The sequence below is a fragment of the Alteromonas infernus genome (assembly GCF_902705815.1).
On the sequence record NZ_CACSIG010000084.1, the window covers coordinates 1 to 20,578 of the forward strand.

The 20,578-nt window shown below is 43.8% G+C and carries 20 protein-coding genes and 5 tRNA genes; 14 read left to right on the forward strand and 11 right to left on the reverse strand.

What is annotated here, in order from left to right; translation table 11 throughout:
* Positions 1–775: 775 nt before the first annotated feature.
* From gltX to dusC, 10 genes are all read left to right on the forward strand, one after another.
* Complete coding sequence (gltX, locus tag ACX5J7_RS18935) at positions 776–2,185, forward strand: glutamate--tRNA ligase (RefSeq protein WP_474376936.1); 1,410 nt, start codon at positions 776–778, stop codon at positions 2,183–2,185.
* An 85-nt stretch (positions 2,186–2,270) separates the two neighbouring features.
* Positions 2,271–2,346, forward strand: a tRNA-Ala gene (locus tag ACX5J7_RS18940).
* Between the two features lie 146 nt (positions 2,347–2,492).
* Positions 2,493–2,568 (forward strand) — tRNA-Glu (locus ACX5J7_RS18945).
* A 141-nt stretch (positions 2,569–2,709) separates the two neighbouring features.
* A tRNA-Glu gene (locus ACX5J7_RS18950) sits at positions 2,710–2,785 on the forward strand.
* 141 nt (positions 2,786–2,926) lie between these two features.
* Positions 2,927–3,002, forward strand: a tRNA-Glu gene (locus ACX5J7_RS18955).
* A gap of 146 nt (positions 3,003–3,148) precedes the next feature.
* A tRNA-Glu gene (locus tag ACX5J7_RS18960) sits at positions 3,149–3,224 on the forward strand.
* Between the two features lie 210 nt (positions 3,225–3,434).
* Positions 3,435–4,343, forward strand: a complete 909-nt coding sequence (locus ACX5J7_RS18965; RefSeq protein WP_278383500.1) for a M14 family metallopeptidase — start codon at positions 3,435–3,437, stop codon at positions 4,341–4,343.
* Between the two features lie 59 nt (positions 4,344–4,402).
* The gene (locus ACX5J7_RS18970) at positions 4,403–4,624 is read left to right on the forward strand and encodes a hypothetical protein (protein ID WP_498707884.1); all 222 of its coding nucleotides are present in this window, start codon (positions 4,403–4,405) and stop codon (positions 4,622–4,624) included.
* Positions 4,621–4,809: a DUF1289 domain-containing protein gene (locus ACX5J7_RS18975; RefSeq protein WP_015066753.1), complete on the forward strand. Its 189-nt coding sequence runs from the start codon at positions 4,621–4,623 to the stop codon at positions 4,807–4,809. The genes ACX5J7_RS18970 and ACX5J7_RS18975 overlap by 4 nt, the downstream gene beginning before the upstream one ends.
* A gap of 275 nt (positions 4,810–5,084) precedes the next feature.
* Positions 5,085–6,023 carry a tRNA dihydrouridine(16) synthase DusC gene (dusC, locus tag ACX5J7_RS18980; RefSeq protein ID WP_015066754.1) on the forward strand — a complete coding sequence of 313 codons (939 nt, stop codon included), beginning with the start codon at positions 5,085–5,087 and terminating at the stop codon, positions 6,021–6,023.
* A 17-nt stretch (positions 6,024–6,040) separates the two neighbouring features.
* Here dusC and ACX5J7_RS18985 read toward each other — a convergent pair whose 3' ends face one another.
* From ACX5J7_RS18985 to ACX5J7_RS18995, 3 genes are all read right to left on the reverse strand, one after another.
* Positions 6,041–7,015 (reverse strand): transposase, encoded by a 975-nt coding sequence (locus tag ACX5J7_RS18985; RefSeq protein WP_023559608.1) that lies wholly within the window; start codon positions 7,013–7,015, stop codon positions 6,041–6,043.
* Positions 7,016–7,290: 275 nt separating this feature from the next.
* Positions 7,291–7,473 (reverse strand): hypothetical protein, encoded by a 183-nt coding sequence (locus tag ACX5J7_RS18990; RefSeq protein ID WP_015066756.1) that lies wholly within the window; start codon positions 7,471–7,473, stop codon positions 7,291–7,293.
* Between the two features lie 46 nt (positions 7,474–7,519).
* Complete coding sequence (locus tag ACX5J7_RS18995) at positions 7,520–8,176, reverse strand: arylesterase (protein ID WP_015066757.1); 657 nt, start codon at positions 8,174–8,176, stop codon at positions 7,520–7,522.
* Positions 8,177–8,192: 16 nt separating this feature from the next.
* On the opposite strand from ACX5J7_RS18995, the gene ACX5J7_RS19000 reads away from it, so the two are divergent.
* Positions 8,193–8,891 carry an ABC transporter ATP-binding protein gene (locus tag ACX5J7_RS19000; protein ID WP_278383498.1) on the forward strand — a complete coding sequence of 233 codons (699 nt, stop codon included), beginning with the start codon at positions 8,193–8,195 and terminating at the stop codon, positions 8,889–8,891.
* On the forward strand, positions 8,892–11,414 hold the full coding sequence (locus ACX5J7_RS19005; protein WP_498707886.1) for an ABC transporter permease: 2,523 nt from the start codon (positions 8,892–8,894) through the stop codon (positions 11,412–11,414).
* A 330-nt stretch (positions 11,415–11,744) separates the two neighbouring features.
* Here ACX5J7_RS19005 and ACX5J7_RS19010 read toward each other — a convergent pair whose 3' ends face one another.
* Positions 11,745–12,641 carry a TIGR01777 family oxidoreductase gene (locus tag ACX5J7_RS19010; protein ID WP_020744907.1) on the reverse strand — a complete coding sequence of 299 codons (897 nt, stop codon included), beginning with the start codon at positions 12,639–12,641 and terminating at the stop codon, positions 11,745–11,747.
* Positions 12,642–12,664: 23 nt separating this feature from the next.
* Positions 12,665–13,033, reverse strand: a complete 369-nt coding sequence (folX, locus tag ACX5J7_RS19015; protein ID WP_012517852.1) for a dihydroneopterin triphosphate 2'-epimerase — start codon at positions 13,031–13,033, stop codon at positions 12,665–12,667.
* Between the two features lie 73 nt (positions 13,034–13,106).
* Between folX and ACX5J7_RS19020 the strand changes: the two genes are divergently transcribed.
* Entirely contained in the window at positions 13,107–14,150 is a 1,044-nt protein-coding gene (locus ACX5J7_RS19020; protein WP_024016031.1) for an AI-2E family transporter, read from the forward strand.
* A gap of 316 nt (positions 14,151–14,466) precedes the next feature.
* Here ACX5J7_RS19020 and ACX5J7_RS19025 read toward each other — a convergent pair whose 3' ends face one another.
* The 3 genes from ACX5J7_RS19025 to ACX5J7_RS19035 are packed head-to-tail and all read right to left on the reverse strand — an operon-like array spanning position 14,467 to position 16,740.
* Positions 14,467–15,798: an ATP-binding protein gene (locus tag ACX5J7_RS19025; RefSeq protein WP_498707887.1), complete on the reverse strand. Its 1,332-nt coding sequence runs from the start codon at positions 15,796–15,798 to the stop codon at positions 14,467–14,469.
* The gene (locus ACX5J7_RS19030) at positions 15,795–16,469 is read right to left on the reverse strand and encodes a response regulator transcription factor (RefSeq protein WP_141151816.1); all 675 of its coding nucleotides are present in this window, start codon (positions 16,467–16,469) and stop codon (positions 15,795–15,797) included. Before ACX5J7_RS19030 ends, ACX5J7_RS19025 begins: the two co-directional genes overlap by 4 nt.
* A gap of 1 nt (position 16,470) precedes the next feature.
* Positions 16,471–16,740: a PepSY domain-containing protein gene (locus ACX5J7_RS19035; protein WP_015066764.1), complete on the reverse strand. Its 270-nt coding sequence runs from the start codon at positions 16,738–16,740 to the stop codon at positions 16,471–16,473.
* 790 nt (positions 16,741–17,530) lie between these two features.
* On the opposite strand from ACX5J7_RS19035, the gene ACX5J7_RS19040 reads away from it, so the two are divergent.
* Positions 17,531–17,995, forward strand: a complete 465-nt coding sequence (locus ACX5J7_RS19040) for a pyridoxamine 5'-phosphate oxidase family protein (RefSeq protein WP_498707889.1) — start codon at positions 17,531–17,533, stop codon at positions 17,993–17,995.
* A gap of 276 nt (positions 17,996–18,271) precedes the next feature.
* Here the strand turns inward: ACX5J7_RS19040 and ACX5J7_RS19045 are convergent, their stop codons facing one another.
* From ACX5J7_RS19045 to trpB, 3 genes are read right to left on the reverse strand one after another with little or no spacing between them, the layout of a single operon-like run.
* A complete protein-coding gene (locus ACX5J7_RS19045) occupies positions 18,272–18,571 on the reverse strand; it encodes a YciI family protein (RefSeq protein WP_071958899.1) in 300 nt (99 codons plus the stop codon).
* 5 nt (positions 18,572–18,576) lie between these two features.
* Positions 18,577–19,386, reverse strand: coding sequence for a tryptophan synthase subunit alpha (trpA, locus tag ACX5J7_RS19050; protein ID WP_498707890.1), 810 nt, complete (start codon positions 19,384–19,386; stop codon positions 18,577–18,579).
* Positions 19,386–20,567: a tryptophan synthase subunit beta gene (gene trpB, locus ACX5J7_RS19055; RefSeq protein ID WP_012517860.1), complete on the reverse strand. Its 1,182-nt coding sequence runs from the start codon at positions 20,565–20,567 to the stop codon at positions 19,386–19,388. Before trpB ends, trpA begins: the two co-directional genes overlap by 1 nt.
* Positions 20,568–20,578: the final 11 nt, after the last annotated feature.

Here is a 20,578-nt window from a genome sequence, read left to right on the forward strand (position 1 = left end):
GTGACCCTCGCCTTGTAAGGGCGATGCTCTCCCAACTGAGCTAAGCGTCCATATTTTTTTAAAACCTTGCCTAAGCAAGTGGGGCGGTATTATAGAGTCGGTTCCGTTAGTGTCAACAAGAAAATTAAAGAAAAATGACTGTGTGCCCGAATTTTAGTCACTCTGACGGTATCTTGACTAAATTGATGAAAAGAACAGCGTTTTACTAACCCCAAATTAAAAAAGAAATTAAAAAAGGACAGACACTTATAATCGAAAAGGGACAGACACATATTTAGTCAAAAGTAATCGAAAGGGACAGACACTCATTTCACCCCAAATTCAAAATGTAGTCAAAACGGATAGACACTTAATCGGCGCATAACAGTATGAGACTAAAAGTGAATGTCCGTTCAATATCAACGTGCGGCTAAGACTTTACTGCAAACCTGCGGTTTAAATTGAATTTAAGAAAAAGAAGGGAAAAACCTTCTAGCGAGAATAGAAGTGACTGTCCGTTTCATGATTTCTGTTTCCCAGACCATTTAACTTGAGACAACTCGAGAGAAACATAAGGAATATGAGTGACTGTCCAATACAGACACTCATACTCTGCCCGCCTTCGACAAGAGTTTTTAGCGACAAACAAATAGCAGTGAGTGTCTGTCCATTTTTCATTCATTTTTCATTTCTATAAGTTTTCTTGTTCTACTTATTCTCAACTTACTTTTGAAGTCGCGCGGACACTGGTAGAATGCGCTCAACTTTAGAAACACATTAACTATAGAGAGTGACCATGTCGGTTGTTACACGATTTGCACCCAGCCCAACAGGCTATCTTCACGTTGGTGGCGCACGAACTGCGCTTTATTCTTGGCTTCTTGCAAAAAGTAAAGGCGGTGAATTTGTTCTTCGTATAGAAGACACAGATATTGAGCGTTCAACTGAAGAAGCAAAGCAAGCCATTCTGGACGGAATGCTGTGGTTAGGTTTAACGTGGGATACAGGTCCTATTTATCAAACTGAGCGCTTTGACAGATACAAAGAGTTAATTCAAAAGCTATTGGACGAAGGGAAGGCGTATAAGTGCTTTATGAGTTCGGAAGAGCTTGATGCAATACGCGAGGCTCAAAAAGAGCGTGGAGAAAAACCGCGTTACCCTGGGACATGGAGAGATAGAACAGATCACTCAGAAGGTCAGCCTTTCGTTATTCGCTTCAAAAACCCGTTAGAAGGCAAGGTGGTTATTAACGACCATGTACGCGGGAAAATTGAGATAAGTAATACCGAGCTTGATGATCTGATCATTCAACGTACTGACGGCACGCCTACTTATAACTTCTGTGTTGTTGTTGACGATTGGGATATGGGCATAACCCATGTTGTTCGTGGTGAAGATCACATTAACAATACGCCACGTCAGATTAATATTCTTGAAGCATTAGGTGCGCCTATTCCCGACTATGCTCACGTATCTATGATTTTAGGCGATGATGGAAAAAAGTTGTCTAAACGCCATGGTGCGGTAAGCGTAATGCAATACCGAGACGACGGCTTCTTGCCACAAGCGGTATTGAATTACCTTGTTAGGTTGGGGTGGTCACATGGTGACCAGGAAGTTTTCTCAGTAGATGAGATGATTGAAAAGTTTAGCTTAGATGCAATTGGTCAATCTGCGTCGGCATTTAATACCGAAAAATTAATCTGGTTGAACCAACATTACATTAAAAGTTTACCAGCAAGCGAAGTGGCAACACATGCAAAATGGCATTTTGATGCATTAAATGTTGATTTAACTGCAGGCCCAGCGCTTGAGTCTGTAATTGCTATTCAAGCAGATCGTGTAAAGACTCTTAAAGAGCTGGCAGAGATTTCTACGTACTTTTATCAAGACTATGATGAGTTTGACGCGAACGCGGCGAAAAAACACCTTCGTCCGGTCGCTCGAGGCCCATTAGAGCTTGTTAAAGATAAACTTATGTCGATAGAAGAGTGGAGCCCTGAAAATATTCAGGCCGCTATTAATAGTACCGCTGAAGAATTAGAAGTAGGTATGGGCAAGGTAGGTATGCCGCTACGTGTAGCAGTTACCGGGGGCGGTAATTCACCGTCTTTGGATGTTACGCTGAACCTTCTTTCAAAAGAGAAAGTTGGCGAGAGAATCGACAAAGCGCTCACTTTTATAGCAAACAGAGAAAATTCATAAAAAAAGCGTTGACATGACAGGGGGGGATGCCTAGAATGCGCCCCGCTGTCACGGAACAGTCACACAAAATGACTGGTACCATGATGGGGCCATAGCTCAGCTGGGAGAGCGCCTGCATGGCATGCAGGAGGTCGGCGGTTCGATCCCGCCTGGCTCCACCAAGTCACATTAAGTTGTGATTTAAATAGGCTGAAGTTTAGTAAACTTTGGATAGAAATTTCAGTAAGAATAAGGCCGCTCGGTTCGCAGAGCTCACCTCTCACTTACAGAAATTTAGTGAAGCTTTGCTTCATTGAACAAAATTTCTGTCCCCTTCGTCTAGAGGCCTAGGACACCGCCCTTTCACGGCGGTAACAGGGGTTCGAATCCCCTAGGGGACGCCATTTTATCGCGTCACAGTCGATTGATACTGTGAAATAGGCTGGAGTTGAATAACTCAACTTCCGACTGAATGTTTAGTAAAAAAAGCCACGTGCTTGATTTGCTAAAATATCGAAAGCCTAGCTTTCGAAATAAAGTTTTCAGTCCCCTTCGTCTAGAGGCCTAGGACACCGCCCTTTCACGGCGGTAACAGGGGTTCGAATCCCCTAGGGGACGCCATTTTATCGCGTCACAGTCGATTAATACTGTGAAATAGGCTGGAGTTGATTAACTCAACTTCTGACTGAAAGTTTAGTAAAATAAGCAACGAGCTTGATTTGCTAAAATATCGAAAGCCAAGCTTTCGAAATAAAGTTTTCAGTCCCCTTCGTCTAGAGGCCTAGGACACCGCCCTTTCACGGCGGTAACAGGGGTTCGAATCCCCTAGGGGACGCCATTTTATCGCGTCACAGTCGGTTAATACTGTGAAATAGGCTGGAGTTGATTAATTCAACTTCTGACTGAAAGTTTAGTAAAATAAGCAACCTGCTTGCCTTTATTTACTAAAATATCGAGAGCTTAGCTTTCGAATTAAAGTTTTCAGTCCCCTTCGTCTAGAGGCCTAGGACACCGCCCTTTCACGGCGGTAACAGGGGTTCGAATCCCCTAGGGGACGCCATATCGAAAAAACCAGCCATTCGGCTGGTTTTTTTGTTTCTGTCCAAAGACAAAGTGGACAGACACTTTTCTGCAGCCGCATTTTGCCTTTCTCGACTCTGTGGTCGCAAGTGTAAAGTTCTAATGTCGCCAATACCTAGAAAGTTTTTACGGTTTTGACACGTCACACGATTGACCTGTTATGATCTTAGAAATACAAAAGAGGTATTATATGCAGCAAATTTATCCAATAGGCACTCCAGGCAAGCCATGGGGCAATGAAGAAAAAGCACAGTGGAAAGCACAGCAGTCGGTGAAGCGAAGTTATCAGGAAGAGGTGCTTGATAAACTTAGCAAAATTGTTCCTGAAGGTTTTCAGTTAAAGCAATATGGTGCATTACCTTATGACGAAGCGCGTTACCCATTGTATGCTGTTGTCCCAATAAATATTGACTCTAATAAGCCTTCTGCGCTTATCACAGGCGGTGTGCACGGCTATGAAACGAGCGGTGTACAAGGAGCCCTTCAGTTTATTGAAGCGAAGCTGGCTACTTTTAAAGACTTATTTAATATCGTAGTTGTTCCGTGCGTTAGCCCCTGGGGCTATGAAACAATAAACAGATGGAATCCGCTAGCGTTAGATCCTAACCGTTCCTTCTACCCGGGCTCTCCCGCTCCAGAATCAGCTCAACTGATTAAGCTAGTGAATGAATTGGCTCTACCTTTAGCGCTTCACATCGATTTGCACGAAACTACCGACACAGACAACAGTGAGTTTAGACCCGCACTAGCTGCTCGAGACGGAGTAACGCATGATAACTGGAACATCCCTGATGGTTTTTACACGGTAGCCAATACATCCAACCCTCAGCTAGAATTTCAAAAAGCGGTCATTGATGCGGTTAAGGAGGTAACCCATATTGCGCCTGCCGATGAGAACGGCAAAATAATTGGTGCTGATGTAGTGAGTGAAGGTGTTATTTGCTATGACAAAAAGGCGCTATCGCTTTGTGGCGGGTTGACCGATGCAAAGTACGTCACTACTACTGAGGTGTATCCCGATAGCGATAATGCGACGCCTGAGAACTGCAATGAAGCACAAGTGTCAGCGATATGCGCCGCACTGAACTTTATTAAATAGCCGCTTGAACGTTTAGACGTCTAGATGTATATTTGAGCCTCTTATTAGGGAGGCTCATCGTGTATATATTTTCCGCAGTTATTTACGACGGTAAAAAGCAGCATTTAATAAAGCAAGAATGTAGGACAGACACTGAGTTTGCATCTTATTTAGAACGACAATTTGGTTGTCACGTATGTCTATGGTCTAGTAAAGAGCTGTCGGAAACGGCGCAATTGGCGATTGCCGCATCTCAGGAACGCAATCAGCAACAAGGTTTAAATAGAACAAAAGCAGTATGAATATCACCTCACCCTGTATCGCGCTGTGTAAACTGGATGATGATGACGTTTGCTCGGGTTGCAATCGCACTATCGATGAAATTACTCATTGGCGGACATACACAAACTCCCAAAAGAAAGCTGTAATTTCTCGCCTATTTGCGCTTAAAAACGCGCCACAAGGCAACGCTAGGACAGACACTTAACCCAAGTGAAATTCGTTAATTCTACTAACGAACTTATCGCCTCATATATACGTGTGGACTTCGAACAGACACTTTTTTCCCGGCCTGAGAATGTTAATGTCGAACTTTGAGAGTGACATCCCTTTAATTGATATAGTGTGTGAATTGATAAAAAGCGCGGTATAAGCGGACAGACACTCAATCCCATATAACAACTATCAAATCCTGGCTGAGATCACGACTTTTTGCTAAACTCCCGCGCCAATTTTCATTTAAACAACCCGAGATATTTTTTAATGAAAGTAATGCTTGCCCCTATGGAGGGCGTTGTAGATCATTTGATGAGAGATATGCTTACTCGCGTGGGCGGCTTCGATCAATGTGTTACTGAATTTGTTAGGGTTGTGGACCAAAAACTCCCTAAAAAGACTTTCTATAGATTATGTCCGGAACTTCATAATGGTGGGAAAACGCCATCAGGGGTGCCTGTGCGTGTTCAATTACTAGGGCAGCACCCCAAGTGGCTTGCTGAAAATGCTCAAACTGCAGTGGAGTTAGGTTCTCCTGGCGTAGATCTCAATTTTGGTTGTCCTGCCAAGACGGTAAACAAGAGCAAAGGGGGAGCGGTTTTACTTAAAGAAACCCAAACTCTTTATGACATTGTAAAAGCTGTGAGAGATGCAGTTCCAGCTGAGATACCAGTTTCAGCTAAAATAAGATTAGGTTTTGAAGATAAGTCGTTAGCGGTGGAAAATGCTGTGGCAATAACTGAAGCCGGCGCGTCAGAATTAGTTGTCCATGCAAGGACTAAAACTGAAGGGTATAAGCCTCCAGCATACTGGGATTGGATAGCAAAAATTAAACAACATACTAATATACCGCTCGTTGCTAACGGAGAAATATGGAGTGCTGAAGATGCACAACGCTGTCAGGAACAGTCTGAATGCACCAATTTGATGGTTGGCCGCGGCGCGTTGGCAATGCCTAATTTGGCGTTATGTATCAAAGGTCGTCAAGCGCCTATGCCTTGGCCTGAACTTGCTGCGCTGCTTATTCAATATTCAGGTTACGAAATTTTTGGTGATAAAGGCAGGTATTACCCAAACCGGATCAAGCAATGGTGCGGCTACCTAAAAAGGCAGTACCCAGAAGCTGAACTTCTATTTAACGATATTAGACGGTTAACAAACTCGCAAGATATCGTGGAGGTACTGGCTCGCCAGGCTGATAGTTGAGGTCATTGCCACTTAGGTTAAGATAAATACTTTTGGGCATTTGCTAGGTTCGGGCGGCATGCCCTTTGGCAGCATTTAGCAAAATTGTCCATCATTTCTGGGCATCCTACAGGCCCGGTAAAAAGTGTTTCAAAATTGTTGGTAACTAGGTGCCAGTTCTCCTTTGTCATACCTAGTTTGGTAAGTAATCGGCTAGGAAGCAAGGGCAGTTTTTGAACTGAGTCATTCTGTTCGGCGGTCAAAGTGTCATTAATTAGCTGAATATAATCAACGAAAGCGAAGGGCAAGGAGGCTTTATCTTTTACGCGTTTATCGCTAAACGGCATCAGAAACTTGGGTGTCTTATTAACACGTTGGGCGTTCAAGCGATATTGAATACTGGTGAAATGCGAGCCCTTGAGAGTACGTGCAATCTTTGCTCGTATAGGGTTTAAATCCACATAAGCCATTACACTTGCGAGTGCTTTTTCATCTAGGATGGCTTGAGATCTGAACCGCCTTTCCCAAAAATATCCCTTACATTCATCTTCCTTGTTAGCTCTTCTTGCAATGTATTCGTTAAGCAATCGCATAAACCAGCTGATGCTTTGAAGCCGCTCTCTGTATATCACCGAAAGTGCTTGTAATTCGACAAGCTCTTTTGCAGTTACCGAATCAAAATCATCAAAATAGCGTTGGACAAGGGGTGGGCATTTGTAAAACATTCTCCACCTCAGCAACACTTCATCCATTGTCCACCCGTCAACTCTTCCTTTTGCTACATGAAGCACTATATGAATATGATTATGCATCACAGCATAAGCGCATAAATCAATGGCAAATGCCTGTGAAAGTTTATGTAGCCTATCCTGAATCCACTTTCTTCTATGTTCATAATTAATTCCAGTGCGAGCATCTCGACCACAGAGGTAAGATTGTCTTACGCAACGGGAAATACAGTGATAGTAGGGTGTCACATCGGTATTTATTTGTTTGTATCTAGGTAAAGGCATGTCCGTATCCCCAAGTTAATTACCTGCATTATGGGGCGTTCGGCGTAAAGTTTAAGTGGTCTTTAGGACAGTTTTAGTCGGAAAAGTATACTAAGAAATGGAGAGACACCCATTGTAATCAAAAAGTGAATCAAAAAGTGGACAGACACATGTCGAATGAAAGTGTCTGTCCACTTTAAGCCCACTTTGAGCCACTTTAAGCACATTTTTAGTAACGTGTCGCTGCGTCAACGAGAGACTTAATACAAGTGTCTGTCCCTTCGGTTCAACTATAGCTATACAAATACATCTACACGCGACCCAACGCGACTGTCTGTAGAACTGGACGTTTGCTGCGTATTTTGCGGCTGCGCTGTGCGGTTTTCTTGCTCACTACGAGGCTCAACTTGCTGCTGAGGGCGCTGGGGTGACTCTAAAACCGTCGAGACGGGCATCGAATTAACAGATGATACATCCATAGATAAACCTCATACCAAGATCGTAGATTAGTCAAGAATAGCATATTTATTGAACATCAAGAATTAAACTTCTTAAGTGTCTGTCCATAAAATTAGCAATCAAAGGCTGTGCCTCAGCGTTGGGATGAATGCCATCGTTTTGCATTAATTCTTGATTAAGCGCTATTTCTTCAAGAAAAAAGGGAATCGTTGCTATATCTTGCTCGTCAGCCACTTTGCTGAAGTTTTGAGTAAACATTTGCGTGTAACGCCTACCGTAATTCGAAGGGATCTGCATTTCTTGAAGAAATACAACGGCATTGTTTTCTTTCGCCACATTAACTAATGAATTCAAGTTATTTTTTATTTTGTTTATGTTATGCCCCTGAAGCCCATCGTTACCGCCTAATTCAATTAATACATGGGATGGCGTATGTTGATCTAATAACCGCGGAAAGCGCGCTAATCCGCCATCTGTTGTTTCACCACTTACCGCAGCATTTACAATATCAATCGGAATGTTGTCGTCTTCCCACATCTTTTGTAACAAACTGACCCAGCCTTGATGTTGCTGCAACCCGTAGGCCGCAGATAGACTGTCACCTAAAATAAGCAAAACCGCCTTTTCGCTTGTGTCACCTTGCTCACCTTGATCTGATAGCGCTTGAAAGGGTATTAAAATAATAAGTACAAAAGCGAATAAATAACGAAATTTAACAAACACGAATTGACGACCCCATATGATAAAAGCTAATTCTGTAACTAAAGTAGTGGATACGAGCGAAGGTTCTTTGCAGATCCTTAGTCCTATTTCTTTTGAAGTCAAGTCAGGTGAGTCAGTTGCCATTATCGGTGCGTCAGGCTCGGGCAAATCAACCCTCTTGGGCTTGTTGGCAGGGCTTGATCAAGTTACGGAAGGTGAAATCTTCCTAGACGGCGAAGGGCTACATAGTATGGGAGAAGAAGAGCGAGCCGTATTAAGGGGAAATAAAGTAGGCTTTATTTTTCAGAGCTTTATGCTTGTGCAGAGCTTAACTGCGCTTGAGAACGTGATGCTTCCCGCCGAAATTGCTGGTCTAGATAGCCCCAAAGCCCTCGCCATGAATATTCTAGAGCAGGTTGGACTTAAGCACCGGGCTCACCATTTCCCTAACCAATTGTCTGGCGGCGAGCAGCAGAGAGTGGCCATTGCGCGTGCTTTTATAACTTCGCCTAAAATATTATTTGCCGATGAGCCGACGGGTAATCTTGATGCCAAAAACAGTGCAAAAATAGAATCGTTATTGTTTCAAATGAATAGGGAAAAAGGCACTACGCTTGTTTTAGTTACGCACGATAACGAATTGGCAGAGCACTGTGATAGACAGTTGACTATGAATGCTGGAGAGCTTGTTGAGACGACTGATATAAATGTTGTCAGTAAAAAAGAGGCAGTATAAATGTCGACATCTTTCAATTTGGCGTGGCGACTTTTTAAACATGAAGCCAGACGTGGTGAGCTTACTATCATTTTACTTGCAATCGTTTTATCGGTTGCCGCGGTTTTATCACTCTCGCTTTTTAGTGAGCGTTTACAAGGAGCGCTTAAGGCACGTTCCGCGGCATTTATTGCGGCTGACGCTCAACTACGTTCTGATGACCCTATCAATGAGGAGTGGTTGATTAAGGCTCAACAAGAGGGTCTATCAACGGCTAAGCAGGTTTCTACTCGCTCAATGGTCTTTAATGGCGATGAGATGTCGCTTGTAGATTTACGTGCGGTGAATAATTCTTATCCTTTGAAAGGTATAGTTAATGTTGCCGAAAAGCCTTTTGGAGAAAAACAAGTTGCTACAGATTTGCCGCAAACCGGCGAAGTATGGGTACAGTCGCGACTTTTTCAAAGTTTGGGCCTATTAATAGGCGATGAAATCGAAATAGGGGATGGTACTTTTACCGTCACGCGTGTACTTGTCGATATACCAGATGCAGGTTTTAGCGTTTTTAACACCGACCCTATAGCGCTTATGAACCTTGATGATTTAGAAAAAACAGCGATAACGGGCCCAGGCAGTAGGGCGCGCTACGTAGGTTTTCTCGCTGGCGATACTGGTGATATTGAACGCTTTAATAGCTGGCTATTACCACAACTTAACGATGATCTTCATTCATGGAGGACGGTGGAAGATGATGAGTCGGCTATTGGACGCTCCGTAGCCAGGGCAGAGCGCTACTTTCTATTAGCGAGCCTACTCGCCATTGTATTGGCAGCGGTATCTATTGCCGTTGCTGCCCAGCGTTATGCTCAGCGGCATTTCGACCCAGTGGCAATTATGAAAACACTAGGCGCTACAAGCAAGGTCATCCGCAAAGTCTACTTGTTCCAAATACTGTTTATTACTGCTCTTGGGATTCTTATTGGTTTAATAATTGGGTTTATTGGGCAGCAGATTGTTGTTTCGCTTGTTGCTGATAGAGTAGACGTGTCGCTGAACGTATGGCACTGGCGGCCACTTTTGATAGCCATAGCCACGGGGGCTACTTGCGCGTTACTGTTTTCTTTATATCCACTAATGCAGCTATTTTCTGTGCCACCGTTGAGGGTATTACGAAAAGACATCTCGGCAAATCTGCGTTCTCGTAGTATCCAATTCGTGGCCTCAGGGGGCGCAATATTTTTATTGATGTGGATGTATAGCCAAGACCTTAAAATTAGCGCCATTTTGTTTGTATCCGGCGCAGCCTTAGTGCTTGGGCTACTAGGCGCTACATTCATATTGATTGCGCTTGGACGTAAACTTGGCAGCGGTAGAATGGGGCCTTGGCAGTTAGCATGGGCGCGTATCAAACGTCGCGCTATGGATAACAGTGTTCAGCTTATTAGCTTCTCGGTCACCATTATGCTGCTATTGGTAGTACTTGTAATGCGAAATGACATGGTCTCGCAATGGCGTTCGCAGTTACCAGAAGGTACACCAAATTATTTCTTAATAAATATTACTCCAGACATCCAACCGCAGTTGGACAGACACTTTGCTGAAAATGGCGTGGATATACAGGAGTTTTACCCTGTCATTCGAGGCCGTTTCGTGTCGGTAAATGGCGAGGGGGTAAATACCGACGTTTCTAAAGAAGATGAGCCGAATCGTGAAGGCCGCCGAGGGTTAGGGCGAGAAGCTAATCTCACCTGGAGTAACACGTTACAAAAAGAAAATGAGGTTATTGAAGGAAATTGGCATGGTGGCGTAGATGCGAACTATGACGAAGGGTGGTTTCCCGTATCCGTTGAAGAAGGTGTGGCTGAAAGGTTAAACATTCGGATGGGCGATAGGCTTACCTTTAACGTAGGTAGCGAAATTGTAGAGACTAAAGTAACGAGTTTGCGTAAAGTGAATTGGCAAACCATGCAGCCAAACTTTTTCTTCGTCATCCATCCGGAAGCGATGGCCGCATTTAGTCCCACTTATATCACGAGCTTTTACCTACCATCTGAAAGAAAAGCTGAGTTGACTAATCTGTTGAAGCCCTTTGCGTCGATAACTATGTTCGATGTGGATGCGAGAATCAATCAACTGCGAGAGATAGTAGATCAAGTTTCCGTTGCCGTAGAGTTTATACTCGTACTCGTTTTACTTGCAGGAAGCTTGGTATTAATTGCACAAGTCCAAGCGAGTATGGAAGAACGAAGGCAGGAAATAGCCATCCTTCGCACATTAGGAGCTAAGGGCGCTCTTATTCGAAAAAGCGTTATTTTTGAGTTTGTTATCATTGGAGTTGTAGCCGGATTTATGGCGGCAATGGCGAATGAATTAAGCCTTTACCTGCTTCAAACCTCGGTTTTCCAGATGCAAGCAAGCCTTCATCCTGAATATTGGGCTATAGCCCCAAGTGTTGGGGCAGTGGTTGTAGGCCTTCTAGGCGCGTTCGGGTGCTGGCGACTATTGACGCTTAATACTAGTCAAATGCTGCGCAATATGGTGTAGCGGCGAGCTCAGAGCCATTTCGTTATTAAATGAGGGCCTATTGTGGACAGACACTTTAATTGAATGAGTGTCTGTCCGCTTCACATCTGCATTTCATGAATTACCAGCATAATAGCGGTTCAACTCGCACTTCTAGTTCGCCACAGTTATGGCAATACAAGTACCTCTATACAATAGCTATCTGGAATCGAGTAGGGCAATTAAGTTGGAATGTATCAAAGTAGTGGAAATCAAAACTTCGATTTAATAAAAAGGACAGTCACTTTCTTTACCCCGAGTGTCTGTCCACTAATGCTCCACTAATGCTCATTGACTGCGGCTGACGTACCGTTAAGCACTATAAATTTCAGAAAGCGCCTCATCGACGGTAGGGTAATCAAACTTGAACCCGGCGGTCGTTAGCTTCTTCGGAATCACACGCTGACCTTCTAAAATCATGGTTGACGACTCTCCCATTGCCATTTTCATAACAAAACTCGGTACGTTGAAAAGGCAGGGGCGACCTAATGCCGACGCTAGTGACTTAGAAAAAGCTTTATTGGTTACTGGCTCTGGTGCCGTTAGATTAAAAGGCCCTTTGCAAGCATCATGCTCCAATAGGAATGCAATGGCGCGGACCATATCTTGTAAATGGATCCACGCCAAATACTGATCTCCGCTGCCTAATGTGCCTCCCACGCCAAGCTTAAACGGCAGAGCCATTTTGTCTAGCGCTCCGCCCTTATCAGATAGCACAACTCCTGTTCGTAAAGTCGCAACACGAGTTCTATTCAGGTTGACGCCATTTGCGATAGTCTCCCATTTAGCACATAGGTCATGCGTAAACTCGTCATATGGATGAGTTTCTTCGGTAACGAGCCTGTCGCCCTGATTGCCGTAGAACCCAATAGCTGAGCCAGATATGAGTGTTTTTGGAGGCTTATCGCTATCATTTATCTTAGCCACTAACTCAGCGGTCGTGCTCCAGCGGCTATCGCAAATTTTCTTTTTTTGAGTGTCTGTCCACCGTTTGTCAGCAATTGGTTCGCCCGCTAGATTTATTACAGCGTCAAACGCTTCAATGTTTGTGAGGGACGCAATACTTTCTAGTGTTTGAATGCTATCGCCTAACACTTGTCGGGCTTTGTTTGCGTTACGAGAGACCACGGTAAACGAATGCTCGTTCGCGTATTTTCTAATAAATTCGCTACCAATTAGCCCGGTACCACCGGTCATGAGTATGTTCACCGAATTCTCCTTAAACCTTTAATTTATCCAGTCTTATTGCAAGAAAGCGTTAACGAAACCGAGTCGGAGAATCGCAAAGCGTGTGGTTTATCAACTTCTACTTCAGCATATCGAACAGATGAGTGCTCTGCCGCTATGCTTAAAACGTCTGCTGTGAGCTTTTCTAGCAAAGAAAATCGGTTATCTTCTACTAACTTAATTATTGCCTTAGTAATCGTTTTATAATTTAACGCGTCAGACATATCGTCTGTATTCGTTGCTTTCTCTGCGTCGTAATCAATTTTTACATTAACAACAACGTCTTGCTTGTTTTTGATTTCATCTTCGTTAATGCCAATGTAAGTGCGTAGTCTCAAGTTTTTAATTTTTATAGTTGCAAGATTAAAGTTCATTGGAGTCTCTTGTTTGTAGTTGTTTATAAGTCGTTGTAAAGTATTGTCGTTTCAATCAGGAATGTAGCACAAAATGTCAATGGAACTAGGCTCGCCAACAGCAAAAATTCTTATCGTTTTAGCATGCTTAGTGGTAGTAATGGCCGGCGTAAAAGCAGCCAGTGCGATCATGGTGCCATTTTTTCTCTCTGTTTTTATCGCTATAGCGTGTAGCCCAATTATACGCTGGACCTCGAAATTCGGCGTGCCTAAGTGGCTTTCTATCACGTTTGTTATACTGCTTATTGTCGTATTTGGTTTTCTTTTAGCTGGCTTAGTAGGCCAGTCTATGACGGAGTTTCGAGAGAATCTTCCAGAGTACAGAAGCAAGTTGAATACTGAGTTTGCATGGGTAGTAGCGAAGCTTGCTGAATTTAACATTCACATCAACCGTGAACTCATTGCTTCGCACCTAGACCCTTCTACTGCGATGTCTGTTGCGACTAATTTCATAAGTGGGATGGGGGGCGTGCTATCTAACTTATTTTTAATCCTTTTAACAGTTATCTTCATGCTGTTTGAAGCTGACAGTATTCCACGTCGCTTACATATTGCACTTGCCGACCCTGATATGAAGCTCAAGCATATTGATAAGTTTATACGGTCAGTGAATAGCTACCTCGCTATAAAAACGGTGGTTAGTTTAGGCACAGGAGTAATTATTGGCGTTTGGCTTTATGTGATGGGTGTGGACCACTTTATGCTGTGGGCCGTTTTGGCATTTATGTTGAATTTTATTCCAAACATAGGCTCAATCATTGCGGCCTTACCTGCTGTATTAATTGCATTTGTGCAGCTAGGTCCTGCCTCAGCAGGCTTTGCAGCACTTGGCTTTCTGCTCGTCAATACGATTATGGGCAACATGGTAGAGCCTAGATTAATGGGAAAAGGAATGGGACTATCAACGCTTGTAGTATTTCTCTCATTAATTTTTTGGGGATGGCTATTAGGGACGGTAGGGATGCTTCTTTCAGTACCTCTTACTATGGTTGTAAAAATTGCGCTTGAGTCACGAGAAGAGAGCAAGTGGTTAGCCGTATTGCTTTCAAGTGAGGGTGAAAAAGCTACTGCAAAGTAACTTTTGATGAATTCTCAGTGGACAGACACTTTTTATTCAGCTCAATAAGCTTTTTATTAGAAGTTAATGACTGAAGGAGTGACTGTCCACTTTTGCTTCACCTATGCATGCCATTGAAAGGTACTCTGCGATTTCTCAGCAAGTTGGTGTGTCTGTCCCATTTTAGATTTGGCTTTGAGTGTCTGTCCACCGTCATTTCCACGATCATTTCGAATATTATTTCTTTGACAGCTTAAGCTGCACTTTAAGAAATATGGCGAATCAATCAGTAAAAAAAGGAAGCCCCTTTTCTTATTACTAATTTTTTGCTTGTTAATTACGCGTGATTCGGAAATTGAAGTACTATATTTGCTCCACCTAGTTCACTATCCTCAATCTGCATTCTTCCTTCGTAAATTGACACTAAGTCAGCTACTAGCGCCATACCTATGCCATGGCCTTCTTCGTAGGTGTCTAAACGCGTTCCGCGTTCTAAAAGCAGTGTTTTTTTATCGTACGGTATGCCTGGGCCATCATCCTCGACATGTATAACAAGCCAACCGGACTTGATTTTTGCGGATACGAGAACCCTATTTTTCGCCGCTTTACACGCGTTGTCGAGAAGGTTTCCGCTAAGTTCCATGAAGTCAGTTTCATCACCTTTAAACTGAATGTTATCATCTACTTCGAACTCAATAGTTAGGGCTTTTTCTTGATAAACTTTGTCCATTGCATCAGCGAGTTTATTGAGAACAGGTTGCACGGCAATGCCTTGTTGCCACCCCGTTTTACCGGCACTAGCTCTTTTTAGCTGGCGTTTTATGATGTTATCAATTTGTCTTAGCGCTTCGCCTACTTCACTTGGTAGTGTCTTATGCCCTGAGGCGACGGCAAGAGGTGTTTTCAAGCTATGCGCCAAATCACCTAAGCTGTTTTTGTACCTTGTTCTTTGCGCCGCTTCAGTATGAAGAAGCCCATTTATAGACTGCTTTAAAGAATCAAATTCAACGGGGTACCGCGACGATAGTTGACGCTTTTCACCGCGAGAAGCCTGTGATATCTCGTCAATTAACTTTCTCACAGGTAAAAGTACAAGGCTTATGCCAATTACGATAAATATAAGCAGCGCTAAACACAGCGTAAAAATCCATTGCCATGTAGTGCTTAAAAAGGTGCTTCGTTCATCTTCGAAAAGCGCTCTATTATTAAAAATATAAAACCGTACTGGCTCAAAGTCTCGGCTAGAAGCAAACTCAGCGGTGAAAGCATAAACGAAAAAGTTAGCATTTTTATCGAAGGCAGGTGTATACGACTCCAAAAAAAGCTCATTGCCAACAGCTACATCTATATTAGGCGGGGTAAAGGTATACTCTAGTGCAGACGCAGACTGCCAAATAACTTCGTCTCTAAACACGATCACGCCAAGGTAGCCTGAGCCTGGAAGGTTCAGCTGCTCCTCATATAAAATCTCTGGCATATAGGGCAGATCGCCATCTAGCTCAAACGCTGATAATAAGCCTAAGTTCATCAACCTAAGCTCGCTCATTTTAGCCTCGGTCAGGCTGTCGGTATAAGCTTCATCTAAAATGACAACGGTAAAAGGAGCGAAGAACGCTAAAAGGACTATTGCTAGAAAAATACTTCTTAGGCGAAGAGACAACTGTCTCATAGACTTCTATTTATCCTGTAGCCTCTACCTCTAAGGGTTTCTATGGGCTTTAAGTCCCCAGCAGGGTCGAGCTTTTTACGTAACCTTCCCACGAACACTTCAATAACATTGCTGTCTAAGTCAAAGTCTTGGTCGTAAATGTGTTCAGTGAGTTCAGTTTTTGAAATAACCTTCTGGGGGTTGAGCATCAGGTATTCCATCACTTTATATTCATAGGCGGTTAAGTCTAACGCTTTGCCATTTATTGATAGCTCTTCGCTTACCGTATCTAAAGAGATTGGCCCAAATTGGATAGTTGGGTTGGCTTGTCCTGAGGCACGTCTAATTAGCGCTTTTGTTCGCGCAAGCAATTCCTCGTTATGAAATGGCTTGGTAAGGTAGTCGTCGGCACCAGCATCTAACCCTTCCACTTTTTCTTGCCATCGATCTCTTGCGGTTAAAATAAGAATGGGGCATGAGATATCTGCTTGGCGAGCTTTCCGAATAACCTCGAAGCCATCTAGTTTGGGCATACCAATATCAACAATCGCGAGATCATAGTCATACTCTTTAATCAGAAAAAGCGCATGCTCTCCGTTGTCAGCCAAATCAACGCTATAACCGTTTTGCTGCAGCAATGCATCAAGTTGGGTTAATAATCGGCTATCGTCTTCTGCTACGAGGATACGCATGTTAATCCTTACCTTTACTTGTTTTCACCTTGCCTGAGCGCTTATCGACTTCAACTGATACTACACGTCCTGACTTTTTCAGCACTTTTACCCGGTAATTTTTTGAGGTTTGCTCAATCTTAAGAACACGACCATTGACGGCAACACGAGCGCGCTCGGCAGCTTCACCTTTTGAAATTCCGCCACCGTTACTTTGTAACGCAATAGCGGGCGTGGTGCTAGTGAACGCTAATACCACGCAAAGCACTGCAACTCGAAGCGATAATGCCATACAACCTCACAAAAAATTATCCCACCCGGGCCAAATTATAGATAAGTATATAGGTGCAAACTGAACCCATTCTGAATTTAGTTCAGTCTACCGTGCCAAGAGAAAGCTGTACATAAGCCTTAAGTAATCACAGCAATGGGACAAAAAATAATATGGGACAGACACTCGATGTAAATCGCGCTCCAAAAAAGCGCAAAAAAGCGGACAGACACTCACGTAGTATTTAGAGGAGCGCATAAAAGCGGACAGACACTCACGTGTTATTTAGAGGAGTGCAAAGGTAAAGTGGACAGTCACTTTGTAGTTTTAATAACACTTATAGAGAAATGAGAGATTATGAATAAAAGGCTTAGCTCAACCTTGGTAACTGCCTTGTCTAGAGTTTTGTAAATGTAGACTCTTCGCTGTTACAGCTTTTTTTCGGCGGTATCTCGTTAGGTAATTCTTACGCATACATTGAAAAAGTGTCTGTCCAAAATACAAAAGTAGGTAATTGAACAGCTGAGAAAGGCTTAAAACTCACAGGCGATTTCAAAAAATATGAAAAATTCAAATGTGTTTCTGATTGTTTTTTTGTTACTTGGCAGCGACCAAACGGGCCACAGAGCGTGTCTGTCCATTTAAAGCAATTCACTTAATGTAACTTAAGTAACCTTAGGCAGAGAAAGTCATTCTGCAGCTATTGGCATAGCTTGTGCGTATCTAGGTTGTCTTAAAATGAAAGAAGGGTAAGCGTGGTAAGTCCGAAAATGATGTATTCGGACAGTCACTCTTTCTACAAGGAGGAATTATGTCTAGTGATATCAAGAAAACGATGTGGAAAGCCATGTCAGATAGCCCCAAAGTGATGGTAAGCCTTGTTGGAGAGGATGTGCATGCAGAGCCAATGTATGCGCAGCTCGATAAAGAAGCAGGTGGGGAGTTCTGGTTCTACACAAGCCGGGACAATCGCATTGCCAAGGGGGGTAAAGCGATGGTGCATTTTGCATCTAAAGGTCACGATGTATTTGCATGTATTCGCGGAATGCTTACCGTTGAGTCAAGAAAGAAAATTATTGATAAGTATTGGTCTAACCCAGTGGAAGCTTGGTTCGAGAAAGGTAAAGAAGACCCGTCGCTTCTAATGCTACGATTTGAGCTTGAAGATGCAGAAGTATGGGACGCAGACCCGTCACTTAAAGGTATGTTCAAAATGCTTACAGGTAAAACCGTTAAGCCAAATGAAATGGGTGAACACGAAAAAGTAGACTTATAAAACGTCGGATAACGGATGTTTACCTGATACACAAAGTGTCTGTCCATTAAGTATAGGTAACGCTTTTAAGTGTGTGTCCACAGCTGCGAATCCGAATTTGAGTGTCTGTCCACAATCAATGTGCGAAGTTAGGGCGCGCAAGTGAAATCATTGCGGCTTTAACTTAGCAACAAAAAAGCCCTCGATAGTTGAATTCATCAACCATCGAGGGCTTTTTGTATAGCCAAATATTGTTAAACGGTACTTTTCGGACCTTTTTAGCTAAATAAGCCTAAGTTAAGGTAAAACCCTTTTGTAAGGCTTAACGATCACGCTTTCATAAACGCCGGCCTCGATATATGGGTCGGCATCGGCCCACGCTTGAGCACCTTCTAAAGAGTCAAACTCGGCAACAACCAGTGAGCCGGTGAACCCTGCTGGTCCCGGATCTGGGCTATCAACTGCAGGGAAGGGGCCAGCCATCACTAAACGTCCTGCGTCTTTTAGCACGTTTAAACGTGCTAAGTGGGCGGGACGTGCATTCAAACGCTTTTCAAGGCTGTCAGCGACATCGGTAGCACAAATCATGTATAGCATGCTTATTACCCCTTAGCTGTCGCTGCTTTCATGTTTTCAACAAATGTACCTAGCTCACTAAGCATTTTGTGACTGTCCGATAAGTTAGCGGCAATAATATTTACTGTCGCTGAGCCTGAAATAGCACCTGCAGCGCCGGCATCAATAGCAGATTTAACTTGCTCCGGCGTTGAGATACCGAAACCTAGTAGCGCAGGTGCAGCCTTGTGTTTGTTCAAACGCTCGATAAGCTCAGAAGCTGGAACATTCGCAGCAGTTTCGGCCCCCGTAACCCCTGCGCGACCCAATAGGTAAGTGTAACCTTCTGAGTACTCGCCAATCTTCTCCATGGTCTCTTCAGTCGCATTCGGTGGTGCAATCAAAATTTGCGAAATACCGGTGTTTTCAGCAGCTTTTTGGAAAGGCGCAGCTTCTCGAATCGGAACGTCTGCCACCAGTATTGAGTCTACGCCAGCGTCACGCGCTTTACTGTAAAAGTTTTCGATACCCTGCGCCATTACTAGGTTGCTATACAGCAACAAGCCAATTGGCACCTCAGGGTACTTTGCTCGAACGCGGGCGATTACACTCAAACAATCCGCTACAGTAACCTCGCTTTCTAGCGCGCGAATGGCAGAAGCCTGGATGGTTGGGCCGTCAGCAATCGGGTCTGAATAAGGAATGCCTAGCTCTAGCGCATCTGCTCCGCTTTCTATAAGCTGGCAGATAATAGCTTCTGACTGTGCTAAATCTGGGTCGCCCACCATGACGAAGGGCACGAATGCGCCTTGGTTTTTCTTATCAAGGCCCGTAAACATCTGTGCATATCTGTCCATTATAAATCGTCCCCTAGAATGTTGATAACGTGCGCTAAGTCTTTGTCGCCACGACCCGATAAGTTAACCACAATAATGGTTTCTTCTTCTGCCTCATCAGCCATGTTAAGCGCGTGAGCAAGAGCGTGCGATGATTCAAGCGCAGGAATAATCCCTTCCTTTCTTGCTAGCAACTGAAACGCGTTTAGCGCTTCTTCATCGGTTGCCGCTACGTATTCTGCGCGACCAATGTCGTGTAGATAAGCGTGCTGAGGGCCAACCGCAGGGTAATCAAGGCCAGCCGACACTGAGTAACTTTCTTCAATTTGACCTTCTTTGTCTTGCATGATGAAGGTGTATGCGCCATGAAGAATACCTTTTGTTCCTGTAACTATGGTTGCGCCATGCTCTTTTGTGTGAACCCCTTTACCGGCGGGCTCAACGCCTACTAGGCGAACGGAAGGCTCATCAATGAAGTCGGCAAACATGCCAATAGCATTTGAGCCTCCACCTACACACGCCACTACCGCGTCTGGCAAACGGCCTTCTTTTTCCATTATTTGCGCACGCGTTTCTTCGCCAATCATTCGGTGATACTCACGAACAATAGTAGGGAAGGGGTGAGGGCCTGCAGCAGTACCTAAAAGATAATGCGCGGTATCGTAATTAGCTGACCAGTCGCGCATGGCTTCGTTTACCGCATCTTTTAACGTACCAGACCCTGCGTTTACAGGGATTACCTCGGCGCCCATTAGCTTCATACGGAACACGTTAGGTGCCTGACGTTCAACGTCTTTCGCACCCATGTAAATACGCGCTTTCAAGCCAAGTAGCGCACATGCCAACGCCGTTGCCACACCGTGTTGACCAGCACCGGTTTCTGCGATCACTTCTTTTTTGCCCATGCGCTTAGTTAACAAAGCCTGACCAAGCACTTGGTTGGTTTTGTGCGCGCCACCGTGAAGTAAGTCTTCACGTTTAAGGTAAAGTTTCACTTTTGGGTTGCTCACAAGATTTCGAGTTAACGTCATTGCCGTAGGTCGACCGGCATAATCTTTAAGCAGTGATAGAAATTCTTCGTTAAAACTAGGATCCTCTTTGGCATCTAAGAAAGCTTTTTCCAACTGATCCAAGGCTGGAATAAGTAATTCGGGCACGTACATGCCACCAAATTCGCCAAATTTTGTATCTAACTGGTTCATTACGTTGTCCT